Source organism: uncultured Microbacterium sp. (assembly GCF_947632095.1).
Classification (GTDB): Bacteria; Actinomycetota; Actinomycetes; order Actinomycetales; family Microbacteriaceae; genus Microbacterium.
In genome coordinates, this window is the sequence record NZ_CANROA010000022.1 from 1 (window position 1) to 18,877 (window position 18,877).

Sequence of the window (18,877 nt, forward strand, 5' to 3'; positions counted from 1 at the left end):
TTGAGGCCACGGAGCAGCAGACCACAGTTCTCGCCGGCCCATGCCTCGTCGAGCTGCTTGTGGAACATCTCGATACCCGTGACCGTGGTCTTCTGGGTGTCGCGGATGCCGACGATCTCGACCTCGGAGTTGATCGCGAGGGTGCCGCGCTCGGCGCGACCCGTGACGACCGTTCCACGACCGGTGATCGTGAAGACGTCCTCGACGGGCATGAGGAAGGGCTTGTCGCGGTCGCGCTCGGGGTCGGGGATGTTGTCATCCGCGGCCTGCATGAGCTCGACGATGCGCTCGGTCCACTTCTCGTCGCCCTCGAGCGCCTTGAGTGCCGAGACCTGAACGACGGGAGCGTTGTCGCCGTCGAAGCCCTGGCTCGACAGCAGCTCGCGGACCTCGAGCTCGACGAGCTCCAGGATCTCCTCGTCGTCGACCATGTCGGACTTGTTCAGAGCGACCATCAGGTACGGAACGCCGACCTGCTTGGCGAGCAGGACGTGCTCACGCGTCTGAGCCATCGGGCCGTCGGTGGCGGCGACGACGAGGATCGCACCGTCCATCTGAGCAGCACCGGTGATCATGTTCTTGACGTAGTCGGCGTGGCCGGGTGCGTCGACGTGAGCGTAGTGACGCTTGGGCGTCTCGTACTCGATGTGCGAGATGTTGATCGTGATGCCACGCTGGCGCTCTTCAGGAGCGGAGTCGATGGTCGTGAAGTCACGCTGGACGTTCGTGTCCGACGGGTACTTGTCAGCCAGCACCTTGGAGATGGCTGCGGACAGCGTCGTCTTGCCGTGGTCAACGTGACCGATCGTTCCGATGTTGACGTGCGGCTTGGTCCGCTCGAACTTGGCCTTGGCCACTGGGTCCTCCTCAGGACGTTCGTGTAGCGATTGCCGGGCACTGGATTGTGACCGGTTCCCTACGGGGTTTGATTCTCAGTTTAGTAGAGAGAGTGCTTTGTGAAGTTGTGAGTTGTCCGGGCCGCCCCCGTCGACAGGTTCAGGGGGCGGCCCGGGCGAAGGGCTTACTCGCCCTTGGTCTTCTGGACGATCTCGTCCGCGACGGCCTTGGGGACCTCCGCGTAGGAGTCGAACTCCATCGAGTAGACCGCGCGACCCGAGGTCTTCGAACGCAGGTCGCCGATGTAGCCGAACATCTCCGACAGCGGCACAGAGGCCCGGACGACCTTGACGCCCTGGGCGTCTTCCATCGACTGGATCTGGCCACGACGCGAGTTCAGGTCGCCGATGACGTCGCCCATGTACTCCTCGGGCGTACGGACCTCGACGGCCATGAGCGGCTCGAGCAGAACGGGGTTCGCGCGGCGCACGGCCTCCTTGAAGCCCATGGAACCGGCGATCTTGAACGCCATCTCCGAGGAGTCGACGTCGTGAGCAGCACCGTCGACGATGGTCGCCTTGACGCCCACCATCGGGTAGCCGGCGAGCACGCCGACGTTCATCGCGTCCTGGAAACCGGCGTCGATCGAACCGATGTACTCGCGCGGGATGCGGCCACCGGTGACAGCGTTCTCGAACTCGTACGTCGTGTCGCCCGAGACCTCGAGCGGCTCGATGTTGAACTGGATCTTCGCGAACTGACCCGATCCACCCGTCTGCTTCTTGTGGGTGTAGTCGTGCTTTTCGACGGCCTTCTTGATCGTCTCGCGGTAGGCCACCTGGGGCTTTCCGACGTTCGCCTCGACGTTGAACTCGCGCTTCATGCGGTCGACGAGGATGTCGAGGTGCAGCTCGCCCATGCCCTTGATGGTCGTCTGACCGGTCTCGGGGTTGAGCTCCGTACGGAAGGTCGGGTCCTCTTCGGCGAGCTTCTGGATGGCGACACCCAGCTTCTCCTGGTCGGCCTTGGTCTTCGGCTCGATGGCCACCTCGATGACGGGCTCGGGGAACGTCATCGACTCGAGGACGACGGGCGCGGCCGGGTCGGTCAGGGTGTCACCGGTGGTGGTGTCCTTCAGACCGATGACGGCGTAGATGTTGCCCGCGGTGACCGCGTCGACCGGGTTCTCCTTGTTGGCGTGCATCTGGAAGATCTTTCCGATGCGCTCCTTCTTGCCCTTGGTCGAGTTGATGACCTGCGAGCCCGACTCGAGCGAGCCCGAGTACACGCGGACGTAGGTCAGACGACCGAAGAACGGGTGCACGGCCACCTTGAACGCGAGAGCGGCGAACGGGTCGCTGGCGCTCGGGTTGCGCTTGATGATCGTGTCGTAGTCCTTCGGGTCGTGCGCCTCGATGGCGCCGACGTCGAGGGGGTTCGGCAGGTAATCGACGACGGCGTCCAGCATCGGCTGAACACCGCGGTTCTTGAACGCCGATCCGCAGAGCACGGGGTAGATCTCCGAAGCGACGACCATCTTGCGGATGCCGCCCTTGATCTCCGCGACCGTGAGCTCCTCGCCGCCGAAGAACTTCTCGAGGAGTGCGTCGTCGCTCTCGGCGACGGTCTCCAGGAGCGCCTGGCGGTACTCCGCGGCCTTCTCCTTGAGGTCCTCGGGGATCTCCTGAACCTCGTAGGACGCGCCCATGGTGACGTCGCCCTTCGAGTCGCCGGCCCAGATGAGGGCGCGCATCTCGATGAGGTCGACGACTCCGATGAAGTCGCTCTCGGCACCGATCGGCAGCTGGAGGACCAGCGGCTTCGCGCCGAGGCGGTTCACGATGGTGTCGACGGTGTAGTAGAAGTCGGCGCCGAGCTTGTCCATCTTGTTGACGAAGCAGATGCGCGGAACGTTGTACTTGTCGGCCTGACGCCACACGGTCTCGGACTGGGGCTCGACGCCCTCCTTGCCGTCGAAGACGGCGACGGCACCGTCGAGGACGCGGAGCGAGCGCTCCACCTCGACCGTGAAGTCCACGTGACCGGGGGTGTCGATGATGTTGATCTGGTTCTTGTTCCAGAAGCAGGTCACGGCGGCAGACGTGATCGTGATGCCGCGCTCCTTCTCCTGCTCCATCCAGTCAGTGGTCGCGCCACCATCGTGCGTCTCGCCCAGCTTGTGGTTGACACCCGTGTAGAACAGGATGCGCTCGGTGGTGGTGGTCTTGCCGGCATCGATGTGCGCCATGATGCCGATGTTGCGGACCTTGTTCAGGTCCGTGAGCACGTCTTGTGCCACGGGAGTGTCCTTTTCTGTCTAGCAGCAGTCAGTCTGCGAAGAATGGGATGCTCGCCCCCGAGGATTTCGGGGGCGAGCAGAGCTGATTACCAGCGGTAGTGAGCGAACGCGCGGTTCGACTCAGCCATCTTGTGCGTGTCCTCACGACGCTTGACGGCGGCACCGAGGCCGTTCGCCGCATCGAGGATCTCGTTGCGCAGACGCTCGGTCATCGTCTTCTCACGACGGCCCTTCGCGTAGCTGACGAGCCAGCGCAGTGCGAGCGTGTTGGCACGGTGAGGCTTGACCTCGACCGGAACCTGGTACGTCGAACCACCGACGCGACGGCTGCGGACCTCAAGCGTGGGGCGCACGTTGTCGAGCGCCTTCTTGAGGGTTGCAACGGCATCCTGGCCGCTCTTCTCCTCGACACCCTTGAGGGCGCCGTAGACGATCGACTCGGCGAGCGACTTCTTGCCGTCGACGAGGATCTTGTTCACCAGCGAGGTGACGATCGGTGCGCCGTATACCGGGTCGTTGACAACGGGGCGCTTCGGGGCGGGACCCTTACGAGGCATCTAACTCAACCCTTCTTCGCGCCGTAGCGGGAACGAGCCTGCTTACGGTTCTTGACGGCCTGGGTGTCCAGGGCGCCACGGACGATCTTGTAACGCACACCGGGGAGGTCCTTGACACGACCGCCGCGGACGAGCACGAGCGAGTGCTCCTGCAGGTTGTGGCCCTCGCCGGGGATGTAGGCGGTGACCTCGACGCCGTTGCGCAGCTTCACACGAGCGACCTTGCGCATCGCCGAGTTCGGCTTCTTCGGGGTGGTGGTGTACACACGGGTGCAGACACCGGCCTGCTGCGGGTTCGACTTCAGGGCGGGCGCCTTGGTCGTGGTGACCTTGGGCGAACGACCCTTGCGAACCAACTGCTGAATGGTTGGCACGTTCTCTCCTCTTAGTGCTGCACGGTGACAGCGTGATGGGTTTCACATCATGACCCACCGGATCAACGGACCGCTGATCTTTTGGTGTGATGGGTATGCCGTGGGGGCGAACCGGTATGGACCGGAGCCCAGTGCGCACGTCAAGACGTGCACACACCTGATCAAGTGTAATGCCGCGTAACCTGGCCGGTCAAATGTTTCCCGTTACGGGGCTTCCGGGTCGAACGGCGAGTCCAGGGACTGCGTCAGCTCCGAGAGCATCGCCTCGATCTGCGGCTCGACGTACTGCGAGATCGCGGCCTGCACCGAGAGCCGATGGGTCAGCAACAGAGCGCAGATCTCGCGACCGACGAGATTCGCGTACTCATCGGCCAGCCCGACCTCCTGGCGCAACGCGGCTTTGGCATCCTCGCTCAGCGGCGGCAGAGGCGGCAGCTCATCGCCCGCTTCGTCCGCCATGCCCGCGATCGTGAAAAGGAAGGGAGCGCCGGGGATCGGATCCGGGTCCAACGGCATCCCCTCGTACTCCGGGGCGAGATTCTCCGTCGGCCGATAGCTGCGCGCGCGATTGCGGGCCGCTTGCTGATCGAGCTCGTTCTGCAGCATCGGCAGGTTCTTCTCGGTGTAGACGGCCACCACCTGGTCGACGATCGCCTTGATGCGCGTGGAGAGTCCGTGCTGCACGCCGTGCGGCACATCGTTGCCGATGCCGACCGCGGACAGGATCGGCGACCCCAGACAGCGACGGCACGGGGCGACCCGCCCGCGGTGCGTCGCTGGCTCCCAGCGCGGCACCCAGCGCAACCAGGCCTCGACGGCCTGGTCGACCTGCGTCTCTAGCGACCGCTCCACGCCACCAGCGTACGGCGATTCATCGGATCAGCGGTGATTTCCGTCCGGAGTGCCATTCGGTTCGCCCTCATCGTCCTCCCAGGGCCATCGCGGGGCGCCCCCGCGCGTGCGGCGCATCGCCACTCCCCCGGCAGCGGCGACGAGTGCGGCCGCCGCAACCACGAGACTCGCCCCGTTGGTCACCAGATCCCCCATGACGGCGAGCGCCGTGATCAACTCGCCTGAGACGAGGAGGGCAGCGAACGCGACCGCCAGCAGATGCATCAACGAGACGAGCAGGGCGATCGCCACCAGAGGGCGGTATCGCGGGCGCGGCACCCGAACGGCGGACCAGATCAGCGCAGCGAAGCACGCGATCGCCGAGATCATGCCGAGCGCCGCCGGCACCGGGCCGAGGCCCGGCACGGAGATGATGTCGACGTCCGCGAAGAAGCTCAGCACCCCGAGGCCCAGGATGGCGAAGGCGAAGAATCCGACGGTGGTGAACAACGTCGCCAGGACGGCCGAGACCCCCGCGGGATCGGATCCGCGGGGGTCTGACGGGGTGTTATCCGTGGTCACCGGGGCAGGGTCGGACCGGCCTCGAGCGTGCGTTCGTACTCGAGCTGGTCTTCTGCGTTGAGGGCGCTCTTGCGAGCACCGATGCGAGCGACCCAGGCACCGAACCAGATGGTGAGCTCACGGCCGAACACGAAGGCGGCGATGGCCAGGGGCGCGAGCATCTCTGCGGAGACGAGCTCCGCGCCCTGACGCGGCGTGATGAACCAGAACGGCGCTTCGAAGAGCTGGCCGAGGATGTGCCCGGCGTAGGCGAAGACCCCGACGATGATGCCGAAGACGACCCACAGGCCCCAGCGTCCGCGGTTGATGATCGACCCGAGGAACCAGAAGCCGAGGAAGAAGACGACCACCGGCACCCACAGTCCCCAGGTCGTCAGTGCGCTCAGCGCGGCGTCGCCGATGTTCTCGAAGGTGACGTCTCCGGTGAGTGCGCCGAACCCGAGCATCGCGCCCAGGTAGAGGATCGCGAACGACACGGCGGCGAGCAGGCCGATGGCTCCGGCCGTGCCGCGGTTGCCGCGGTCGCGCGGCGGCTCGGGCGCCTGGACGAAGATCGGCTGCTGCGAGAGCGGGAGGGCCGAGAAGTCGGTCTCCTCGGGGACGACCACCGGGGTGGGCTCGACGGCCACCGGCTCCGAGGGGACCAGCGCGGTCGGCGCATCGGGGGTGACGGGCGGCAGGTACGCCGTGTCGGCGATGGATGCTTCGGGGGCGGATGCGATGCCCTCGGTCGGGGCGACGCTCGGCTCGTCGACCGGAGCCGGGACAGGCTCCGACGGCTGCTCGGGTGCCGCATCCGCGGGGGCGAAGGTTCCGGGGTGCAGACGTTCGGCCTCTTCGAACGCCGCGAGGTCGGGGTCGATCTCCGGGGCCTGAGTCTCGGCAGGAGACGGGGCTTCGACGGGAGACGGTTCCTCGACGACCGCCGCGATGCTCTCGGGCTCCTGCGCAGCCGCCTCCTCGGAGACCGGCTCGACGACGGTCTCCGCCTCGACGGATTCCTCCGGTGCGGGCACGTCGCCACGGGCTGCTTCGGCCTCGGCGAGACCGGCGTTGGCGCTGTCGACGACGTCGTTCACGTCGCCCGGCTGTTCGGGCTGGGGGACCTCGGGGTCACTCATGGGGGCGCCTCTCGTCGAATATCTGCAGTGCGAGGGTATCGCCGCGCGGGTTCGCGTCAGCGCAGGCGTGCCGACGTGTCGTCCGACCGGGCCCGTATCACGGCGTGTCGGGCGGCGCGATCGAGCGCAGCGCGTCTCCGAGGTAATCGATCAGCACGGGCCCCATCGGGATCGCCAGCCAGAGCAGAACGATCACGACGCCCGCGCAGAAGATTCCGGCGAGCCAGCTCAACACCGGACTCCGCCCGGCCACCCTTGCCATGTGTCAACGGTACGCCGCCTCGAGTGCGAGTCACCGCGCTGCCCATCGGCGTGTCCGCACCGTCAGGCCCGGGCTCTCCCCCGCAGACGCCAGAGCAGCCACAGTCCGGAGGCGGGAACCGCGAGGACGACGAGCAGGACAATGCTCGTCCAGGCGATGTCGTACGCCGTCGGCATCAGCGGGTTCGATGCGATCGCGTCGCCGCCGACCTCCACCGCCTCCACTTCCGAGGAGGTGCTGACAGCCCATGCCGGAAGACCCCCGAGTACGACCACCGCGATGACGAGGAAGGGCACGACGATCGCGACCGTCTTCTCCCATCCTCTCCACAGCGAGCTCAGGCCGACGAGAACTGCACCGACGATCCATCCGGCGATCGGAATGAGGAACCCTCCGAAGGCGAGGGTCAGCGCAGCACCGATCGCGAATCCTCGGGTCGATGTCGCCACTGGCTTCGGCGTGGGAGCATCGGCCGTCGCACGCACCGGGGGCGCGGTCTCGTCGCGAACGGCACGGGCGATCGCCGCGGGATCGCCGAGCTGTGCGATGCGATCGACCACCGTCGCGGCATCCAGCCCTGCCAATTCCTCCTCGATGCCGGCACGAACCTCGGCGGCGATGCCGTGAGGAACCTGCCCCATCGCGGCATCCAACCGGCCCAGATACTCATCGCGCAGCCGGTTCGCATCGGTGGCGGTCATTTCGTCTCCTCATTCACGAGGCCCGTGACGACACGGGCGAAGGGGGTCCACTGGGTGCGGAACTGCGCGAGTTGCGTGGTTCCGGCATCCGTCAACCGGTAGTACTTGCGCACAGGACCCGCCTCCGAGACCTGTTCGAATGCGAGGACCCAGCCGTTGTCGCGCAGCCGTGCGAGCAGCGGGTACAGCGTTCCGATGCCGCCGATCATGCCTGCGCTGATGAGGCGGTCGGCGAGTTGCCAGCCGTACATCGGCTCGCGGGCGAGCAGCCCGAGCACGCAGTACTCGACCACTCCCTTGCGCATCTGCGCCCCGACATCCACTGTCATGCATCACAAGCTAGCATGCGATGCATGATAGCGAGAATGGATGCCCCACCCGCCCAATCGGCGAAAAAGCCGCGGTCACGGGGAAATCGGTAGGATGGCGCCATGGCAGATTCATCGTTCGACATCGTCAGCAAGGTCGACAAGCAGGAGGCGGAGAACGCCGTCAACCAGGCCCGCAAGGAGGTCGAGCAGCGCTACGACTTCAAGGGCACCGGCGCTTCGGTCGAGTGGAGCGGCGAGTCGATCCTCATCAAGGCCTCCACCGAGGAGCGCGCCAACGCGGTTCTCGATGTGCTCCAGTCCAAGATGATCAAGCGCGGCATCTCGCTCAAGAGCCTCGACTCCGGTGAGCCCTTCGCCAGCGGCAAGGAGTTCCGCATCGTCACGACCCTCAAGGACGGCATCTCGTCCGAGAACGCGAAGAAGATCGGCAAGATCATCCGCGACGAGGGTCCCAAGGGCGTCAAGAGCCAGATCCAGGGCGACGAGCTGCGCGTGCAGTCCAAGAGCCGCGACGACCTGCAGTCGGTCATCTCGCTGCTCAAGGGCAGCGACCTCGACCTCGACCTGCAGTTCATCAACTACCGCTGACCCCGAGTTCTCTGACGGCGGGCGGGTGCTTCGGCATCCGCCCGCCGTCGTATTCTGCGCACACGAGTGGCCCCTGCCCTTCCCGACAAGATGCTCAGGCGCCCGGCGCCGCGTATCGAGGCAATGTCGCCACCCAGCCGGCGACCCACCGCTCCATCCGCGCATAGGACTCGTCCCGAGCATCCTGCCGCGAGAGGAAAACATCGTGCAGCGCGCCATCGATCCGTTCGACCGTGACCGACGGGCCCAGCCGAAGCGCGCTGCGCGCGATGTCATCCACCACAAGCACCGTGTCGGCGCGGGTGAGCTCCTCCGACCATCTCGTCGGCAGGGCCGAATGGGTTGAGAGCAGAACGCAGACCGGAGCCGGGATATCAAGACCTTCGCTGACCCGGCGGTGCCCGTCGAGGATCGCGTGCAGCCATCCCGCGTGCACCGACATCGACGGCACCGGCCGCCACAGCGGATTCGTCTCGATCGGGTCGTCCTCGACGGCGACCTCGGCCTGTGCGCGGGCATAGAACCCCAGGTCGATCTGCGGAGCGGAATCCAATGGACGCAAGCGCGCCTGCAGCCCGATGACCGGGGCGATCGCCGCGCGAAGCGGCGCGAGCTGGAACTCCAGCCACGGAGAGTTCAGCACCAGGGCATCCGCGACATCGGGATGACGGGCCGCCCACAGGCTCAGCACCAGTCCGCCCGTCGAGTGCCCGAGCAGCACCAGACGACGCGGTCCCCGTGACGTATCGGCGTCCTCCGCCATCGCGGCCAGTGCCGCAGAGATGTCCTCGTCATAGGTCACGAGATCGGCGACGTAACCGGGCGTCTGCCCCTCGCGCAGGCTGCGGCCGTACTTGCGAAGGTCCAGCGCGAAGAAGCGCGCTCCGCGCGTCGTCCAGAATCGGGCCAAGCGCTTGTGGAAGAAGTAGTCCGACCAGCCGTGAACATAGAGCACATCGACTCCGTCGAGCATCGGCGGTTCGTCCTTCAGCGGCAGGCCCTTCAGCCGGCGCCGCAGCTTCGCCCATCCGGTCGGCGGCTCCGGGACGGCATCCGGCAGAGCACGCACGATCGTCGCAACGACCTCCCCCTGATCGTCGTCGCCGAGCTGCAGCGTCCGCTGCTCGAATTCATCACCGAGAACATCTGTGCCCCACCCCGTCATGGCTACGAATCTAGCGGGGTCGGCGATGCCGTTTCCTCAACGACAGGTGGGCCGGGCCCGCGCGAAGCGAGAGCCCGGCCCACCGGACGTACGAGGATCACTCGCCGCGCGAGATCTTCACCATCTCATCGCGGTCGACCACCTTCACTCGGGCGCGCTCCTGCGGCGCGCCGAGGGCGATCTCGTGCTCGTCGAGGCGGTGCCAGCCGTCGAGGTCGGTCCAGGCCACGCCGCGCGATGCGAGCAGCGCGGGGATGGCTTCCTCGGACGGGTCCTCGGGCTGCCACCACGACGCCTGGTCGTTGACGAGGTGCTGGACGGTCTCCATGGCATCCGACTTCGTGTGGCCGATCAGACCCACGGGGCCTCGCTTGATCCAACCGGTGGCGTAGACGCCGGGGATGCGCTCGTTGGAGTCCTTCGCGAGGACCTGGCCCTCATGGTTGGGGATGACGCCGTGCTTCTTGTCGAACGGCACGCCTTCCAGGGGCGATCCGAAGTAACCGACGGCGCGGTAGAGCTGGCCGATCGCGATCTCGCGCAGTTCGCCGGTGCCGACCATCCCGCCCTCGCCATCCGGGCGGGTGCGCTCGTAGACGATCGCGGCGGTCCGACCCGACTCATCGGTCTTGATCTCGACGGGCTTGGCCCAGAAGTGCAGGTGCAGACGGCGCGATGCCGTCGGGGCGACGTTGTTCGTCTCGGGCTTGCCGCGCCACGACTGCAGGATGCGGTCGATGACCTTGACCTGCTTGTTCGTCGCGATGGCGTCCTTCGAGGCTTCGTCGTAATCGAAGTCCTCGTCGTAGACGATCACATCGACGTCGCGCTGCTCACCGAGCTCGCGCAGCTCGAGCGGGGTGAACTTCACCTGCGCGGGGCCGCGGCGGCCGAACACGTGCACATCCGTGATCTTCGAGGCCTGGAGTCCGGCGTGGACGTTCTCGGGGATCTCGGTCGGCAGCAGGTCCTCCGCGTGCTTGGCGAGCATGCGGGCGACGTCGAGGGCGACGTTGCCGTTTCCGAGGACCGCGACGGATTCGGCATCCAGCGTCCACTCGCGCGGCACGTCCGGGTGCCCGTCGAACCAGCTGACGAAGTCGGCGGCGCCGAACGATCCCGCGGCGTCGATCCCGGGGATGTCCATCGTGGTGTCGCGGATCGCGCCGGTGGCGAAGATCACGGCGTTGTAGTGCTTCTTGAGGTCGTCGAGGGTGATGTCCTCGCCGAAGCGCACGTTGCCGAAGACGCGGATGTCGCCGCGGTCGAGCACGTCGCGCAGAGCCCCGATGACGCCCTTGATGCGCGGGTGGTCGGGCGAGACGCCGTAGCGAACCAGGCCGTAGGGCGCCGGCAGCTGCTCGAAGAGATCGATCGACACGTCGAAGGCACGTTCGGTCTTCAGCAGGATGTCGGCGGCGTAGATGCCGGCGGGGCCGGCTCCGACGATGGCCAGGCGGAGCTTGGTCATGGGTGTCCTTTCGGATGCTGCGCCGCAGGCCTCCCGCGGCGTGATGCGTGCGTTCAGCTGTTGCGGTCGGCGAGCGACTCGGCGAAGCGAGTGAGGGCGTCGCGGACCGGGCCCTTGGGCAGCGGAGCCAGAGCGGCGATCGCCTCGTCGGTCCACGTTCGCGCGAGCTCGTGGGTGCGGCGGGTGACGGCGTGATCGCGGAGCTCGTTCATCGCCTCATCGAGGATCGCCGGATCGGCGCCCGCCGCGATGCTCTCCACGCCCTCGTCGATGCGCGCCGCGAGTGCCACGGCATCCGTCTCGGTGCTCTGCTTCAGCAGGAGGTACGGCATCGTCGGCACACCGGCGCGCAGGTCGGTGCCCGGCACCTTGCCCGTCTTCGCGGGGTCGGCGGAGAGGTCGATCACGTCGTCCATGAGTTGGAACGCGACGCCGACCTTCTCGCCGTAGATGCGCAGCGGCTCGACGAACTCGTCGGGAGCATTCGAGAAGATGGCGCCGCCCTGCGTCGCCGCGGCGATGAGCGAGCCCGTCTTGTCTGCGAGCACCTGGATGTAGAAGTCGATCGGGTCGTCATCGGGCTGAGCGCCGACGGTCTCATGCAGCTGGCCGAGCACGAGCCGTTCGAATGTCGCCGTCTGCAGCTCGATCGCACGGTCGCCGTTGCGTCCCATGATCTTGCTCGCCCGGGAGAAGAGCAGGTCGCCGGTGAGGATGGCGACGTTGTTGCCCCAGACGGTCTGCGCAGAGGGGACGCCGCGTCGGCGGTCCGCGCCGTCCATGACGTCGTCGTGGTAGAGCGAGCCGAGGTGCGTGATCTCGAGGGCCATCGCGACATCGAGCACGCCCGCGGTGTTGCCGTCGCCGAGCTGCGCGGCCAGGAGCGTCAGAACGGGACGGATGCGCTTGCCGCCGGCCTCGTAGAGATAGCGCTCTGCGGAGTTCACGATCGAATTGGTGGAGTTGAGCTGTTCGCTCAACCCGGCCTCGACGAGATCGAGACCCCCCTCGATCTCGCGCGCGACGCGTCGCGCGGAAGGGCCGATGAAGACGCGGTCGCTGAAGCCGAGACGGCTCGCGAGTCGCGAACCCGGGGATGCGGGGCTCGAAGTCACGGGATCCACCCTACCCGGGGCTCAGGCCTGCTCCGTCGCGGACGACGAGGAGGTCGGAACCGGCTTGACGGCACGGTGCAGAGCGACGATGCCGAACGACAGGTTGCGGTGCGCGACGTCGGACCAGCCGGCCTCTCGCATCCACCGGGCGAGGCGCTTCTGGTCGGGCCAGTCGCGGATCGACTCGTTCAGGTATTCGTAGGCCTCGGCGTTCGTGCCGGCGATGCGCGCGACGCGCGGCAGCACCTGCGCGTTGTAGAAGTTGTAGAAGCCGCGGAACAGCGGGCTGGGCGGCGTCGAGAACTCGTTGATGACGATGCGTCCGCCGGGCTTGGTGACGCGCAGCAGTTCGGCGATGGCCTTCTTCGGTTGCTGCACGTTGCGCAGGCCGTACGACATGGTGACCGCGTCGAACTCGTCGTCCGCGAACGGGAGGTTCATGGCGTCCGCCTCGACGAACGAGAGGTTCGGCAGGTGTCCGTGTCGGCGCTTGCCCTCGGCGAGCATCCCGGGCGAGAAGTCCGCGGCGACGACGTCGGCTCCGGATGCCGCGAGCGAGGCCGACGAGGATGCCGTGCCCGCCGCGAGGTCGAGGATCCTCTCGCCCTTCTTCGGCGCGATGGCGCGCGTCGTGGCGGCCCGCCAGAGCGCATCGTTGCCGAACGTCATGACGGTGTTCGTGCGGTCGTATCCTTCGGCGACCTGGTCGAACATGCCGCTGACGCGCTGGGGGTCTTTGCCGAGATCGGCGCGGTTGGGCTGAGTCACCCGTCCAGTCTAGGCGGGGCAGGGCCGGTGGATGCTGGATGAGGAAGACCCCGGAGTACGGAACTATCCTGGAGGGGTGACCACCCGCTTGATCGTCGAGACCCGCGAGATCGACCCGGTCGACGATCTGCTGGCTTATGCCGACCCCGACCGCCCGCTCGCCTGGCTCCGCCGCGGCGACGGCATCGTCGCCGTCGGCGCCCCGGTGCAGATCTCGATCGCCGTGCCCGCGGGCCGGGGTCCGCTGCGCAGCGCGATCATCGCCGAGCAGTGGCGGGAGCTGGCCTCCGCGGCATCCGTCGATGACGCCGTGGGCCTGCCCGGTACGGGCCTCGTCGGCTTCGGCGCCCTGACGTTCGATGAGGGTTCGAACGCCGATAGCGTGCTGATCGTGCCGTCTATGATCCTCGGCAAGAGCGGTGGTCGCGGCTGGATCACCCGCATCGCCCCCGAGGGCGAGGAGCTCCCGGCCGACCGGCCCGACGCGACGATCGACCCGACCCCGTACGGTCCGCACTGGGCCGGCACCGTCGGCCCCGGCGCCCAGACCCCCGAGGGGCATCGGGACGCCGTGCGCGAGGCCATCCGCCGCATCGGCGCCGGCGAGGCGAGCAAGATCGTGCTCGCCCGCGATCTCGCCGGCACTGTTCCGGCAGCATCGGACCTCCGCCGGCTGGTACGCGAACTGTCCACCGGATACCCCGACACCTGGGCCTTCGCCGTCGACGGCCTCATCGGCGCGAGCCCCGAGACCCTCATCACCGTGCAGGACCGCACCGTCACCGCCCGCGTGCTCGCCGGCACCGTCGGACGAGGAGCGGATGCCGCGGACGATGCCGCCGCCCGCGCTCATCTCGGCAGCAGCCCCAAGGACCTCGACGAGCACGCGTATGCTGTGCGCAGCCTGCTCGACTCCCTCGCCCCGCACGTCAGCGCGGTCCGCTCGGATGAGACGCCGTTCCTGCTCGAACTGCCCAATCTCTTCCACCTCGCCACCGATGTGGCGGGCGAGCTCAGCGAGGGCGAGTCGTCTCTCGACCTCGTCGGCGCCGTGCATCCGACCGCGGCGGTCGCCGGCACCCCGACACCCGCAGCGATGGCAGCGATCCGCGAGATCGAGCCCTTCGACCGCGGCCGCTACGCCGGCCCCGTCGGGTGGATCGACGCCGACGGCAACGGCGAATGGGCCATCGCCCTGCGCTGCGCGCAGTTCGAACAGGGCGACGGCGACATCCGCGTCACGGCGTTCGCCGGCGGCGGCATCGTCGCAGCCAGCGACCCGGATGCCGAGCTGCTCGAGACCCGGGTGAAGTTCCGCCCGCTCGTCGACGCCCTCGCCTGAGCCACGCCGGGGGAATACGGCACCGGGTTCCTGGTTTACGCCAGGATGTCGGCATGACGAAGCGTGGATGGATCGATAACCCGAGTGCGGCTCTGAAGATCGGAGAGGGCTTCCGGCTCGCCGATGTCGATCCGGACTCGACCCCGGGATACCGCGGCGACAAGCACTCCGGCGCCAAGGACCTCGCCTCCGGCTTCGAAGAGCTCGACGAGCTGCAGGAGCGTCTGTTCGCCGACAGTCGCGCGGGCGTCGCGAAGGACTCCGTGCTGCTGGTGCTGCAGGCGATGGATTCCGCGGGCAAGGGCGGCATCATCCGTCACGTCGTCGGCGGCGTGGACCCGCAGGGCGTCACCCTCGCCGCGTTCGGCGCGCCGACCGCCGAGGAACTCTCGCACGACTTCCTCTGGCGCGTCGAGAAGCATCTCCCGAAGCCCGGTTTCATCGGCGTCTTCGACCGTTCGCACTACGAGGACGTCCTTGTCGCGAAGGTGCGCGATCTCGCGGAGCCGGCAGAGATCGAGCGCCGATACGGCGCCATCAACGACTTCGAGGCGCGCATCGCCGCATCAGGCACCCGCATCGTCAAGGTGATGCTGCACATCTCGCCCGAGGCGCAGAAGAAGCGTCTCATGGAGCGCCTGGACCGCCCCGACAAGCACTGGAAGTTCAACCCCGCCGACACCGACGACCGTCTGCTGTGGCCCGACTACATGGAGGCCTACCAGGCGATGTTCGAGCGCACGTCGACCGACTTCGCCCCCTGGCACGTCGTCCCCGCCGACAGCAAGTGGTACGCCCGGCTCGCGGTGCAGGAGCTGCTTCTCGAGGCCCTCGAGGACATCGACCCGCAGTGGCCGGCCGCGAACTTCGACATCGAGGCCGAGCGCGCTCGTCTCGAGGCGAGCTGACGGGCCGGACCGGATGCTGCTGGGGCGGGCCTACCGCTCCAGCGGCACCTCGATGATCTGCCGACCGCCGGCCGGAGAGGTGAGCACCTGATCGAGCGCGGCCTGCGTCGTCACCCGCTGGTACTCCCAGCCGTAGGCGAGCGCGAGATGCTCGAGACGTGTCGTGTGCGGCGTGTAGAAGGCGCGATCGAGATCATCGCGCGGCGCGGAGGAGGCGACCTCGAGCCCATCGAAGATCGTGCCGCCGCCGTCATTGCCGACGATGACTTGGATGCGGGGCTCGGCCTCATCGGGCGGCAGCAGCAGCGCGCCGACGTCGTGCAGGAACGTCAGGTCTCCCAGCACCAGACGGGTCACGCCCGCGCCAGCGTCGGCCTGCGATGCGAGCGCGATGCCCATCGCGGTGGCGATCGTGCCATCGATGCCCGCGAGTCCGCGGTTGGCGTGCACGGGCACCTTCTTGCCGCCGAGCAGCTCATCGGCGACGCGCACGATGCGCGACGATCCGAACACGAGCCGATCGTGCGGCCATGTCGCCCGCCACACGGCATCGACGAGCAGCGCACGATCCAGCGGACGGCGCACGGCGGCGAGTTCGGCCCGCACCGCCGCCCCCCGCGTCGCGGGGTCGGTCGAGTGCAGTCCGTCACGGTCGGGGGCAGGAGCGGTGAGGTCGACGACGGAGGCGGCGGATGCCCGCATCCATTCCCCCATCCAGGCGCGTTCCGCCTCCTGCGGGGCATCCGGGATGGCTCCGATGGATGCCACGGCGCGGGTGCGTCCGTCGAGGTTCAGCGTCTCACCACCAGAGTGCACGGCGATCACCTCGACATCGTCACGCCGAAGCAGCGCGGGGATCTCACGGCTGAGCGTCGGATGCCCGAAGACGATGACCCGTTGGATGCGACCGCCGAGGTCGGGGTCGCGCAGCAGCGCACGGTATCCGTGCACGATGCCGCGACCGTAGCGGGCACCGCTGACGATCTCGGCGATGAGCGGCCAGCCGCCCTCGTGAGCGATCCGTTCCGCTTCGGCTCCGGCATCCGCTCCGGCGATCACGACCGTGCGCGGGCCGCGAGCGGGCTCGAAGAGTTGCCCGGACGCCGGCTCGAGTGCTTCTCCGGGTACCGCGGAGAAATCTGCGGGAAGCGCTCCGGAAAGGGGTTCGCGGGTGGGCAGGTTCAGATGGACGGGCCCCGCGATGCCGGGCACTCCCTCGCCTGCGACACCCATCGCCGCGGCGACCGCGGGAGCGGCCAGGCCCTGCCAGTCGCCGTCACCGGGGACGGGGGCATCCGTCTCGAAGCGGACGAACGGCTGGAACAGACCCGGCTGGACGGTCGCCTGGTTCGCGCCGACCCCCCGCAGCTCGGGCGGGCGGTCTGCGGTGAGCAGCAGCAGCGGAACACCGGCGTGGAAGGCCTCCATCACGGCGGGCAGAAGATTCGCGACCGCGGTGCCGGAGGTGCAGATCACCGCGGTCGGCACCCGGGTCTCCCGAGACAGTCCGAGGGCCGTGAAACCGGCGACGCGCTCGTCGATGCGCACATGCACACGAAGCGCGCCCGTGCGGGCGAGGCTCGTGGCCGCCAGAGCCAGCGCCTGCGAGCGCGAACCCGGTGAGATCACGACATCGCGGACACCGTGTGCCACGAGGTCGGCGAGCAGAGCAGCCGCAGCATCCGCCGCCGGCGATGCCGTCATGCGCGAGGATCCGCCGCCGGGCCGTCCGTCTCGTCGTCGAGGCGCGCGAGCTCCTCTTCGAGTCGACGGATGCGTTCATCCTGCTCGTTCGTGCTGATGCTGCGCAGGAATTCCGCATCGTCGTCCGGCAGGGTCAGTCGCTCGGAACCGAGCTCTCCCGCGCGGCGACGGCCGAGCACGAACCAGAGAATGCCGCCGATGACCGGGATCAGGATGACGATGGCCACCCACGCGCCCTTGGGGACACCACGGTGCCGCGTCGACGGCTGCACAGCGCAGTCGACGATGCTGAAGATCCAGAAGATGAGGGCGAGGAAGCCGCCGACGATCAGTATTCGCGCCACGCATTCAGTCTAGGCCGGGAACCGTTCCCGGAGGTCGGACCGTGCACCGGACGTAGAATGGGGGCATGAAGAAGCTGCCTCCCCTGCTCGTGTACTCCGTACTGCGGCTGCTGGCCTTCCTCATCCCCCTTGCCATCATGTGGGTGTTCTTCCCGATCATGCGCGAGCTGTGGTGGCTCACCGCGATCTTCGCCGCCCTCATCGGCATGAGCATCTCGATCCTGTTCCTGCGCGAGCCGCTGAGCGGAGCGTCCTCGAAGATGTACGAGCGCCGCACCGAGCGCGAGGCCACCGGCCACCAGAGCGCGGCAGAGCAGGATGCCGACGCCGAGGACGCAGTGCTCGACGCCGAAGCCGACACCGACCGCTGACCCGACCGGAGAACCGGCGCCGATGAAGACCTGGCGGATCGACTACCCCTTCGTCGGGGATGAGCGCTACCGCCGCCCCGAGATGGCCCCGACGCGGGCGATGCTGCTGACCGACAGCATCGTGCAGAAGCTCTGGGCCGCGGCGACGGGCGCCGGGCTAGTGCTCGCGTTCGTCTTCCTCGCCGTGTTCGCGCTTCCCGAGCGGTACTACTCGGGCGCCGACGATCTGCTCTCCCTCCTCGGCGGCCCGCTGGTCGCGAGCTTCACGGGTATCGCGCTGTTCAGCCTGGCCAGCGGTTTCGCCCTCACCTCACGTCGCCTGGCTCTCGCGGATATGTTCGCGCGTTCTTCCGCGAATCGGAATGCGATCCGCGCGAGTGTCATGATTCTCGGGGCGGTCAACGGTTCGCCCTATGCACCCGCTCTCGCGAGCATCATCATTATCGCGGCGGTAGTCCTCCTGGCGGCAGCCGTGTGCGCTGCGGCCAGCATTCCCCTCGCGGTGACGCTGACGTTCCTGGTCATCGGTCTGATGCTCGCGGCTCTGATCTTCGTCCCCGTCCTGCGCTCCTGGCAGTGGAGGCGCACGGTCGCCGATACTGTTCCCGGCGAGGCCCGCGGGTTGCAAGGCCGCGAGCACTTTTACATAGCTAAGAAGAACCGTGAGCTGAAGGCGACGATCCGCGACCGCGACCGCAGAGAGATCACGACAGCAGGCCGGATCTCAGCGATCGCGAGGTGGGTGGTCCTCCTCGACATCGTCGTGCTCATCCTCACCCGAGTGTTCGCACCGGGCCTCCCCTGGCTGGTCGCGGCACTCGTCCTCATGGTCTGCGCCGTGATCTTTCTCGCAACATGGGTCGCGGATCTCATCGATCTGCGCCGAACAATCAAGCGCGTTCGCGGGAGGACCGCCTCCGCCCGCGATCATTCCGTGGCGCTGGATGCCGCTACCCGGCGCACCGACGCCGTCGACGCGGTCACGAGGTACTGATCATCGTGCTCGGATTCCTCGCGTACGGCCCCTGGCAGGCTCTGGCATGGATGCCGGCCGCAGCAATCATCGGCCTGATCGGCCTCGCCGTGCTGGCGCTCGTGCGCACGCGGGTCGATGCGGCGTCACAGATGCTCCGCGAGGAGTTCGGCTACCGCCTTCCCCATGCCTACCCGTCCGGCAACACCAACGCCAGCGTTCTGTGAGAGCG

At 67.7% G+C, this 18,877-nt stretch carries 22 protein-coding genes; 6 read left to right on the top strand and 16 right to left on the bottom strand.

Going from position 1 to position 18,877, the window contains the following annotated elements; genetic code table 11:
* From Q0Z66_RS07405 to Q0Z66_RS07450, 10 genes are all read right to left on the bottom strand, one after another.
* Window positions 1–857: elongation factor Tu (locus Q0Z66_RS07405; RefSeq protein ID WP_298039649.1), on the bottom strand; the 857-nt coding region annotated here is incomplete at its 3' end.
* 164 nt (window positions 858–1,021) lie between these two features.
* Window positions 1,022–3,136, bottom strand: a complete 2,115-nt coding sequence (gene fusA / locus Q0Z66_RS07410) for an elongation factor G (protein ID WP_298039652.1) — start codon at window positions 3,134–3,136, stop codon at window positions 1,022–1,024.
* A gap of 86 nt (window positions 3,137–3,222) precedes the next feature.
* Window positions 3,223–3,693: a 30S ribosomal protein S7 gene (gene rpsG, locus Q0Z66_RS07415; RefSeq protein ID WP_298039655.1), complete on the bottom strand. Its 471-nt coding sequence runs from the start codon at window positions 3,691–3,693 to the stop codon at window positions 3,223–3,225.
* A gap of 5 nt (window positions 3,694–3,698) precedes the next feature.
* A complete protein-coding gene (gene rpsL / locus Q0Z66_RS07420; protein ID WP_298039658.1) occupies window positions 3,699–4,067 on the bottom strand; it encodes a 30S ribosomal protein S12 in 369 nt (122 codons plus the stop codon).
* Window positions 4,068–4,271: 204 nt separating this feature from the next.
* Window positions 4,272–4,919, bottom strand: a complete 648-nt coding sequence (locus Q0Z66_RS07425) for a spermidine/putrescine ABC transporter substrate-binding protein (RefSeq protein ID WP_298039660.1) — start codon at window positions 4,917–4,919, stop codon at window positions 4,272–4,274.
* 27 nt (window positions 4,920–4,946) lie between these two features.
* A complete protein-coding gene (locus Q0Z66_RS07430; RefSeq protein ID WP_298039663.1) occupies window positions 4,947–5,480 on the bottom strand; it encodes a hypothetical protein in 534 nt (177 codons plus the stop codon).
* Window positions 5,477–6,601 carry an ABC transporter gene (locus Q0Z66_RS07435; protein ID WP_298039665.1) on the bottom strand — a complete coding sequence of 375 codons (1,125 nt, stop codon included), beginning with the start codon at window positions 6,599–6,601 and terminating at the stop codon, window positions 5,477–5,479. The genes Q0Z66_RS07430 and Q0Z66_RS07435 overlap by 4 nt, the downstream gene beginning before the upstream one ends.
* A 97-nt stretch (window positions 6,602–6,698) precedes the next feature.
* Window positions 6,699–6,863, bottom strand: a complete 165-nt coding sequence (locus Q0Z66_RS07440) for a hypothetical protein (protein ID WP_298039667.1) — start codon at window positions 6,861–6,863, stop codon at window positions 6,699–6,701.
* A 62-nt stretch (window positions 6,864–6,925) separates the two neighbouring features.
* Window positions 6,926–7,564, bottom strand: coding sequence for a hypothetical protein (locus Q0Z66_RS07445; RefSeq protein WP_298039670.1), 639 nt, complete (start codon window positions 7,562–7,564; stop codon window positions 6,926–6,928).
* Window positions 7,561–7,893, bottom strand: a complete 333-nt coding sequence (locus tag Q0Z66_RS07450; RefSeq protein ID WP_298039673.1) for a PadR family transcriptional regulator — start codon at window positions 7,891–7,893, stop codon at window positions 7,561–7,563. Before Q0Z66_RS07450 ends, Q0Z66_RS07445 begins: the two co-directional genes overlap by 4 nt.
* Window positions 7,894–7,995: 102 nt before the next feature.
* On the opposite strand from Q0Z66_RS07450, the gene Q0Z66_RS07455 reads away from it, so the two are divergent.
* Complete coding sequence (locus Q0Z66_RS07455; protein WP_298039674.1) at window positions 7,996–8,484, top strand: YajQ family cyclic di-GMP-binding protein; 489 nt, start codon at window positions 7,996–7,998, stop codon at window positions 8,482–8,484.
* Window positions 8,485–8,578: 94 nt separating this feature from the next.
* Here the strand turns inward: Q0Z66_RS07455 and Q0Z66_RS07460 are convergent, their stop codons facing one another.
* The 4 genes from Q0Z66_RS07460 to ubiE all read right to left on the bottom strand — a co-directional run bounded on the left by Q0Z66_RS07460 (window position 8,579) and on the right by ubiE (window position 13,003).
* Window positions 8,579–9,649 (bottom strand): alpha/beta hydrolase, encoded by a 1,071-nt coding sequence (locus Q0Z66_RS07460; protein ID WP_298039676.1) that lies wholly within the window; start codon window positions 9,647–9,649, stop codon window positions 8,579–8,581.
* 97 nt (window positions 9,650–9,746) lie between these two features.
* Window positions 9,747–11,120, bottom strand: a complete 1,374-nt coding sequence (locus Q0Z66_RS07465; RefSeq protein WP_298039679.1) for an FAD-dependent oxidoreductase — start codon at window positions 11,118–11,120, stop codon at window positions 9,747–9,749.
* A gap of 53 nt (window positions 11,121–11,173) precedes the next feature.
* Window positions 11,174–12,235, bottom strand: coding sequence for a polyprenyl synthetase family protein (locus Q0Z66_RS07470; protein WP_298039682.1), 1,062 nt, complete (start codon window positions 12,233–12,235; stop codon window positions 11,174–11,176).
* A 21-nt stretch (window positions 12,236–12,256) separates the two neighbouring features.
* The gene (ubiE, locus tag Q0Z66_RS07475) at window positions 12,257–13,003 is read right to left on the bottom strand and encodes a bifunctional demethylmenaquinone methyltransferase/2-methoxy-6-polyprenyl-1,4-benzoquinol methylase UbiE (protein WP_298039685.1); all 747 of its coding nucleotides are present in this window, start codon (window positions 13,001–13,003) and stop codon (window positions 12,257–12,259) included.
* Between the two features lie 76 nt (window positions 13,004–13,079).
* On the opposite strand from ubiE, the gene Q0Z66_RS07480 reads away from it, so the two are divergent.
* Window positions 13,080–14,345, top strand: coding sequence for an isochorismate synthase MenF (locus Q0Z66_RS07480; protein WP_298039688.1), 1,266 nt, complete (start codon window positions 13,080–13,082; stop codon window positions 14,343–14,345).
* A 53-nt stretch (window positions 14,346–14,398) separates the two neighbouring features.
* On the top strand, window positions 14,399–15,253 hold the full coding sequence (locus tag Q0Z66_RS07485; protein WP_298039691.1) for a polyphosphate kinase 2 family protein: 855 nt from the start codon (window positions 14,399–14,401) through the stop codon (window positions 15,251–15,253).
* Between the two features lie 30 nt (window positions 15,254–15,283).
* Here the strand turns inward: Q0Z66_RS07485 and menD are convergent, their stop codons facing one another.
* On the bottom strand, window positions 15,284–16,957 hold the full coding sequence (gene menD / locus Q0Z66_RS07490) for a 2-succinyl-5-enolpyruvyl-6-hydroxy-3-cyclohexene-1-carboxylic-acid synthase (protein WP_298039694.1): 1,674 nt from the start codon (window positions 16,955–16,957) through the stop codon (window positions 15,284–15,286).
* Complete coding sequence (locus Q0Z66_RS07495) at window positions 16,954–17,301, bottom strand: PLD nuclease N-terminal domain-containing protein (RefSeq protein WP_298039697.1); 348 nt, start codon at window positions 17,299–17,301, stop codon at window positions 16,954–16,956. The genes menD and Q0Z66_RS07495 overlap by 4 nt, the downstream gene beginning before the upstream one ends.
* A 65-nt stretch (window positions 17,302–17,366) precedes the next feature.
* Between Q0Z66_RS07495 and Q0Z66_RS07500 the strand changes: the two genes are divergently transcribed.
* Genes Q0Z66_RS07500 through Q0Z66_RS07510 form a run of 3 tightly spaced genes read left to right on the top strand, consistent with a single transcriptional unit; the run spans window position 17,367 to window position 18,872 of the window.
* On the top strand, window positions 17,367–17,672 hold the full coding sequence (locus Q0Z66_RS07500) for a DUF4229 domain-containing protein (RefSeq protein ID WP_298039699.1): 306 nt from the start codon (window positions 17,367–17,369) through the stop codon (window positions 17,670–17,672).
* A 22-nt stretch (window positions 17,673–17,694) separates the two neighbouring features.
* Window positions 17,695–18,666 carry a hypothetical protein gene (locus Q0Z66_RS07505; protein ID WP_298039702.1) on the top strand — a complete coding sequence of 324 codons (972 nt, stop codon included), beginning with the start codon at window positions 17,695–17,697 and terminating at the stop codon, window positions 18,664–18,666.
* A gap of 5 nt (window positions 18,667–18,671) precedes the next feature.
* Window positions 18,672–18,872: a hypothetical protein gene (locus Q0Z66_RS07510; RefSeq protein ID WP_298039705.1), complete on the top strand. Its 201-nt coding sequence runs from the start codon at window positions 18,672–18,674 to the stop codon at window positions 18,870–18,872.
* Window positions 18,873–18,877 lie beyond the last annotated feature (5 nt).

Bases quoted from the DNA above. Each gene is read 5' to 3' on its own strand.
- rpsG (WP_298039655.1), bottom strand. From the start codon at position 3,693: ATGCCTCGTAAGGGTCCCGCCCCGAAGCGCCCCGTTGTCAACGACCCG.
- Q0Z66_RS07435 (WP_298039665.1), bottom strand. From the start codon at position 6,601: ATGAGTGACCCCGAGGTCCCCCAGCCCGAACAGCCGGGCGACGTGAAC.
- Q0Z66_RS07440 (WP_298039667.1), bottom strand. From the start codon at position 6,863: ATGGCAAGGGTGGCCGGGCGGAGTCCGGTGTTGAGCTGGCTCGCCGGA.
- Q0Z66_RS07445 (WP_298039670.1), bottom strand. From the start codon at position 7,564: ATGACCGCCACCGATGCGAACCGGCTGCGCGATGAGTATCTGGGCCGG.
- Q0Z66_RS07450 (WP_298039673.1), bottom strand. From the start codon at position 7,893: ATGACAGTGGATGTCGGGGCGCAGATGCGCAAGGGAGTGGTCGAGTAC.
- Q0Z66_RS07455 (WP_298039674.1), top strand. From the start codon at position 7,996: ATGGCAGATTCATCGTTCGACATCGTCAGCAAGGTCGACAAGCAGGAG.
- Q0Z66_RS07460 (WP_298039676.1), bottom strand. From the start codon at position 9,649: ATGACGGGGTGGGGCACAGATGTTCTCGGTGATGAATTCGAGCAGCGG.
- Q0Z66_RS07465 (WP_298039679.1), bottom strand. From the start codon at position 11,120: ATGACCAAGCTCCGCCTGGCCATCGTCGGAGCCGGCCCCGCCGGCATC.
- Q0Z66_RS07485 (WP_298039691.1), top strand. From the start codon at position 14,399: ATGACGAAGCGTGGATGGATCGATAACCCGAGTGCGGCTCTGAAGATC.
- menD (WP_298039694.1), bottom strand. From the start codon at position 16,957: ATGACGGCATCGCCGGCGGCGGATGCTGCGGCTGCTCTGCTCGCCGAC.
- Q0Z66_RS07500 (WP_298039699.1), top strand. From the start codon at position 17,367: ATGAAGAAGCTGCCTCCCCTGCTCGTGTACTCCGTACTGCGGCTGCTG.
- Q0Z66_RS07505 (WP_298039702.1), top strand. From the start codon at position 17,695: ATGAAGACCTGGCGGATCGACTACCCCTTCGTCGGGGATGAGCGCTAC.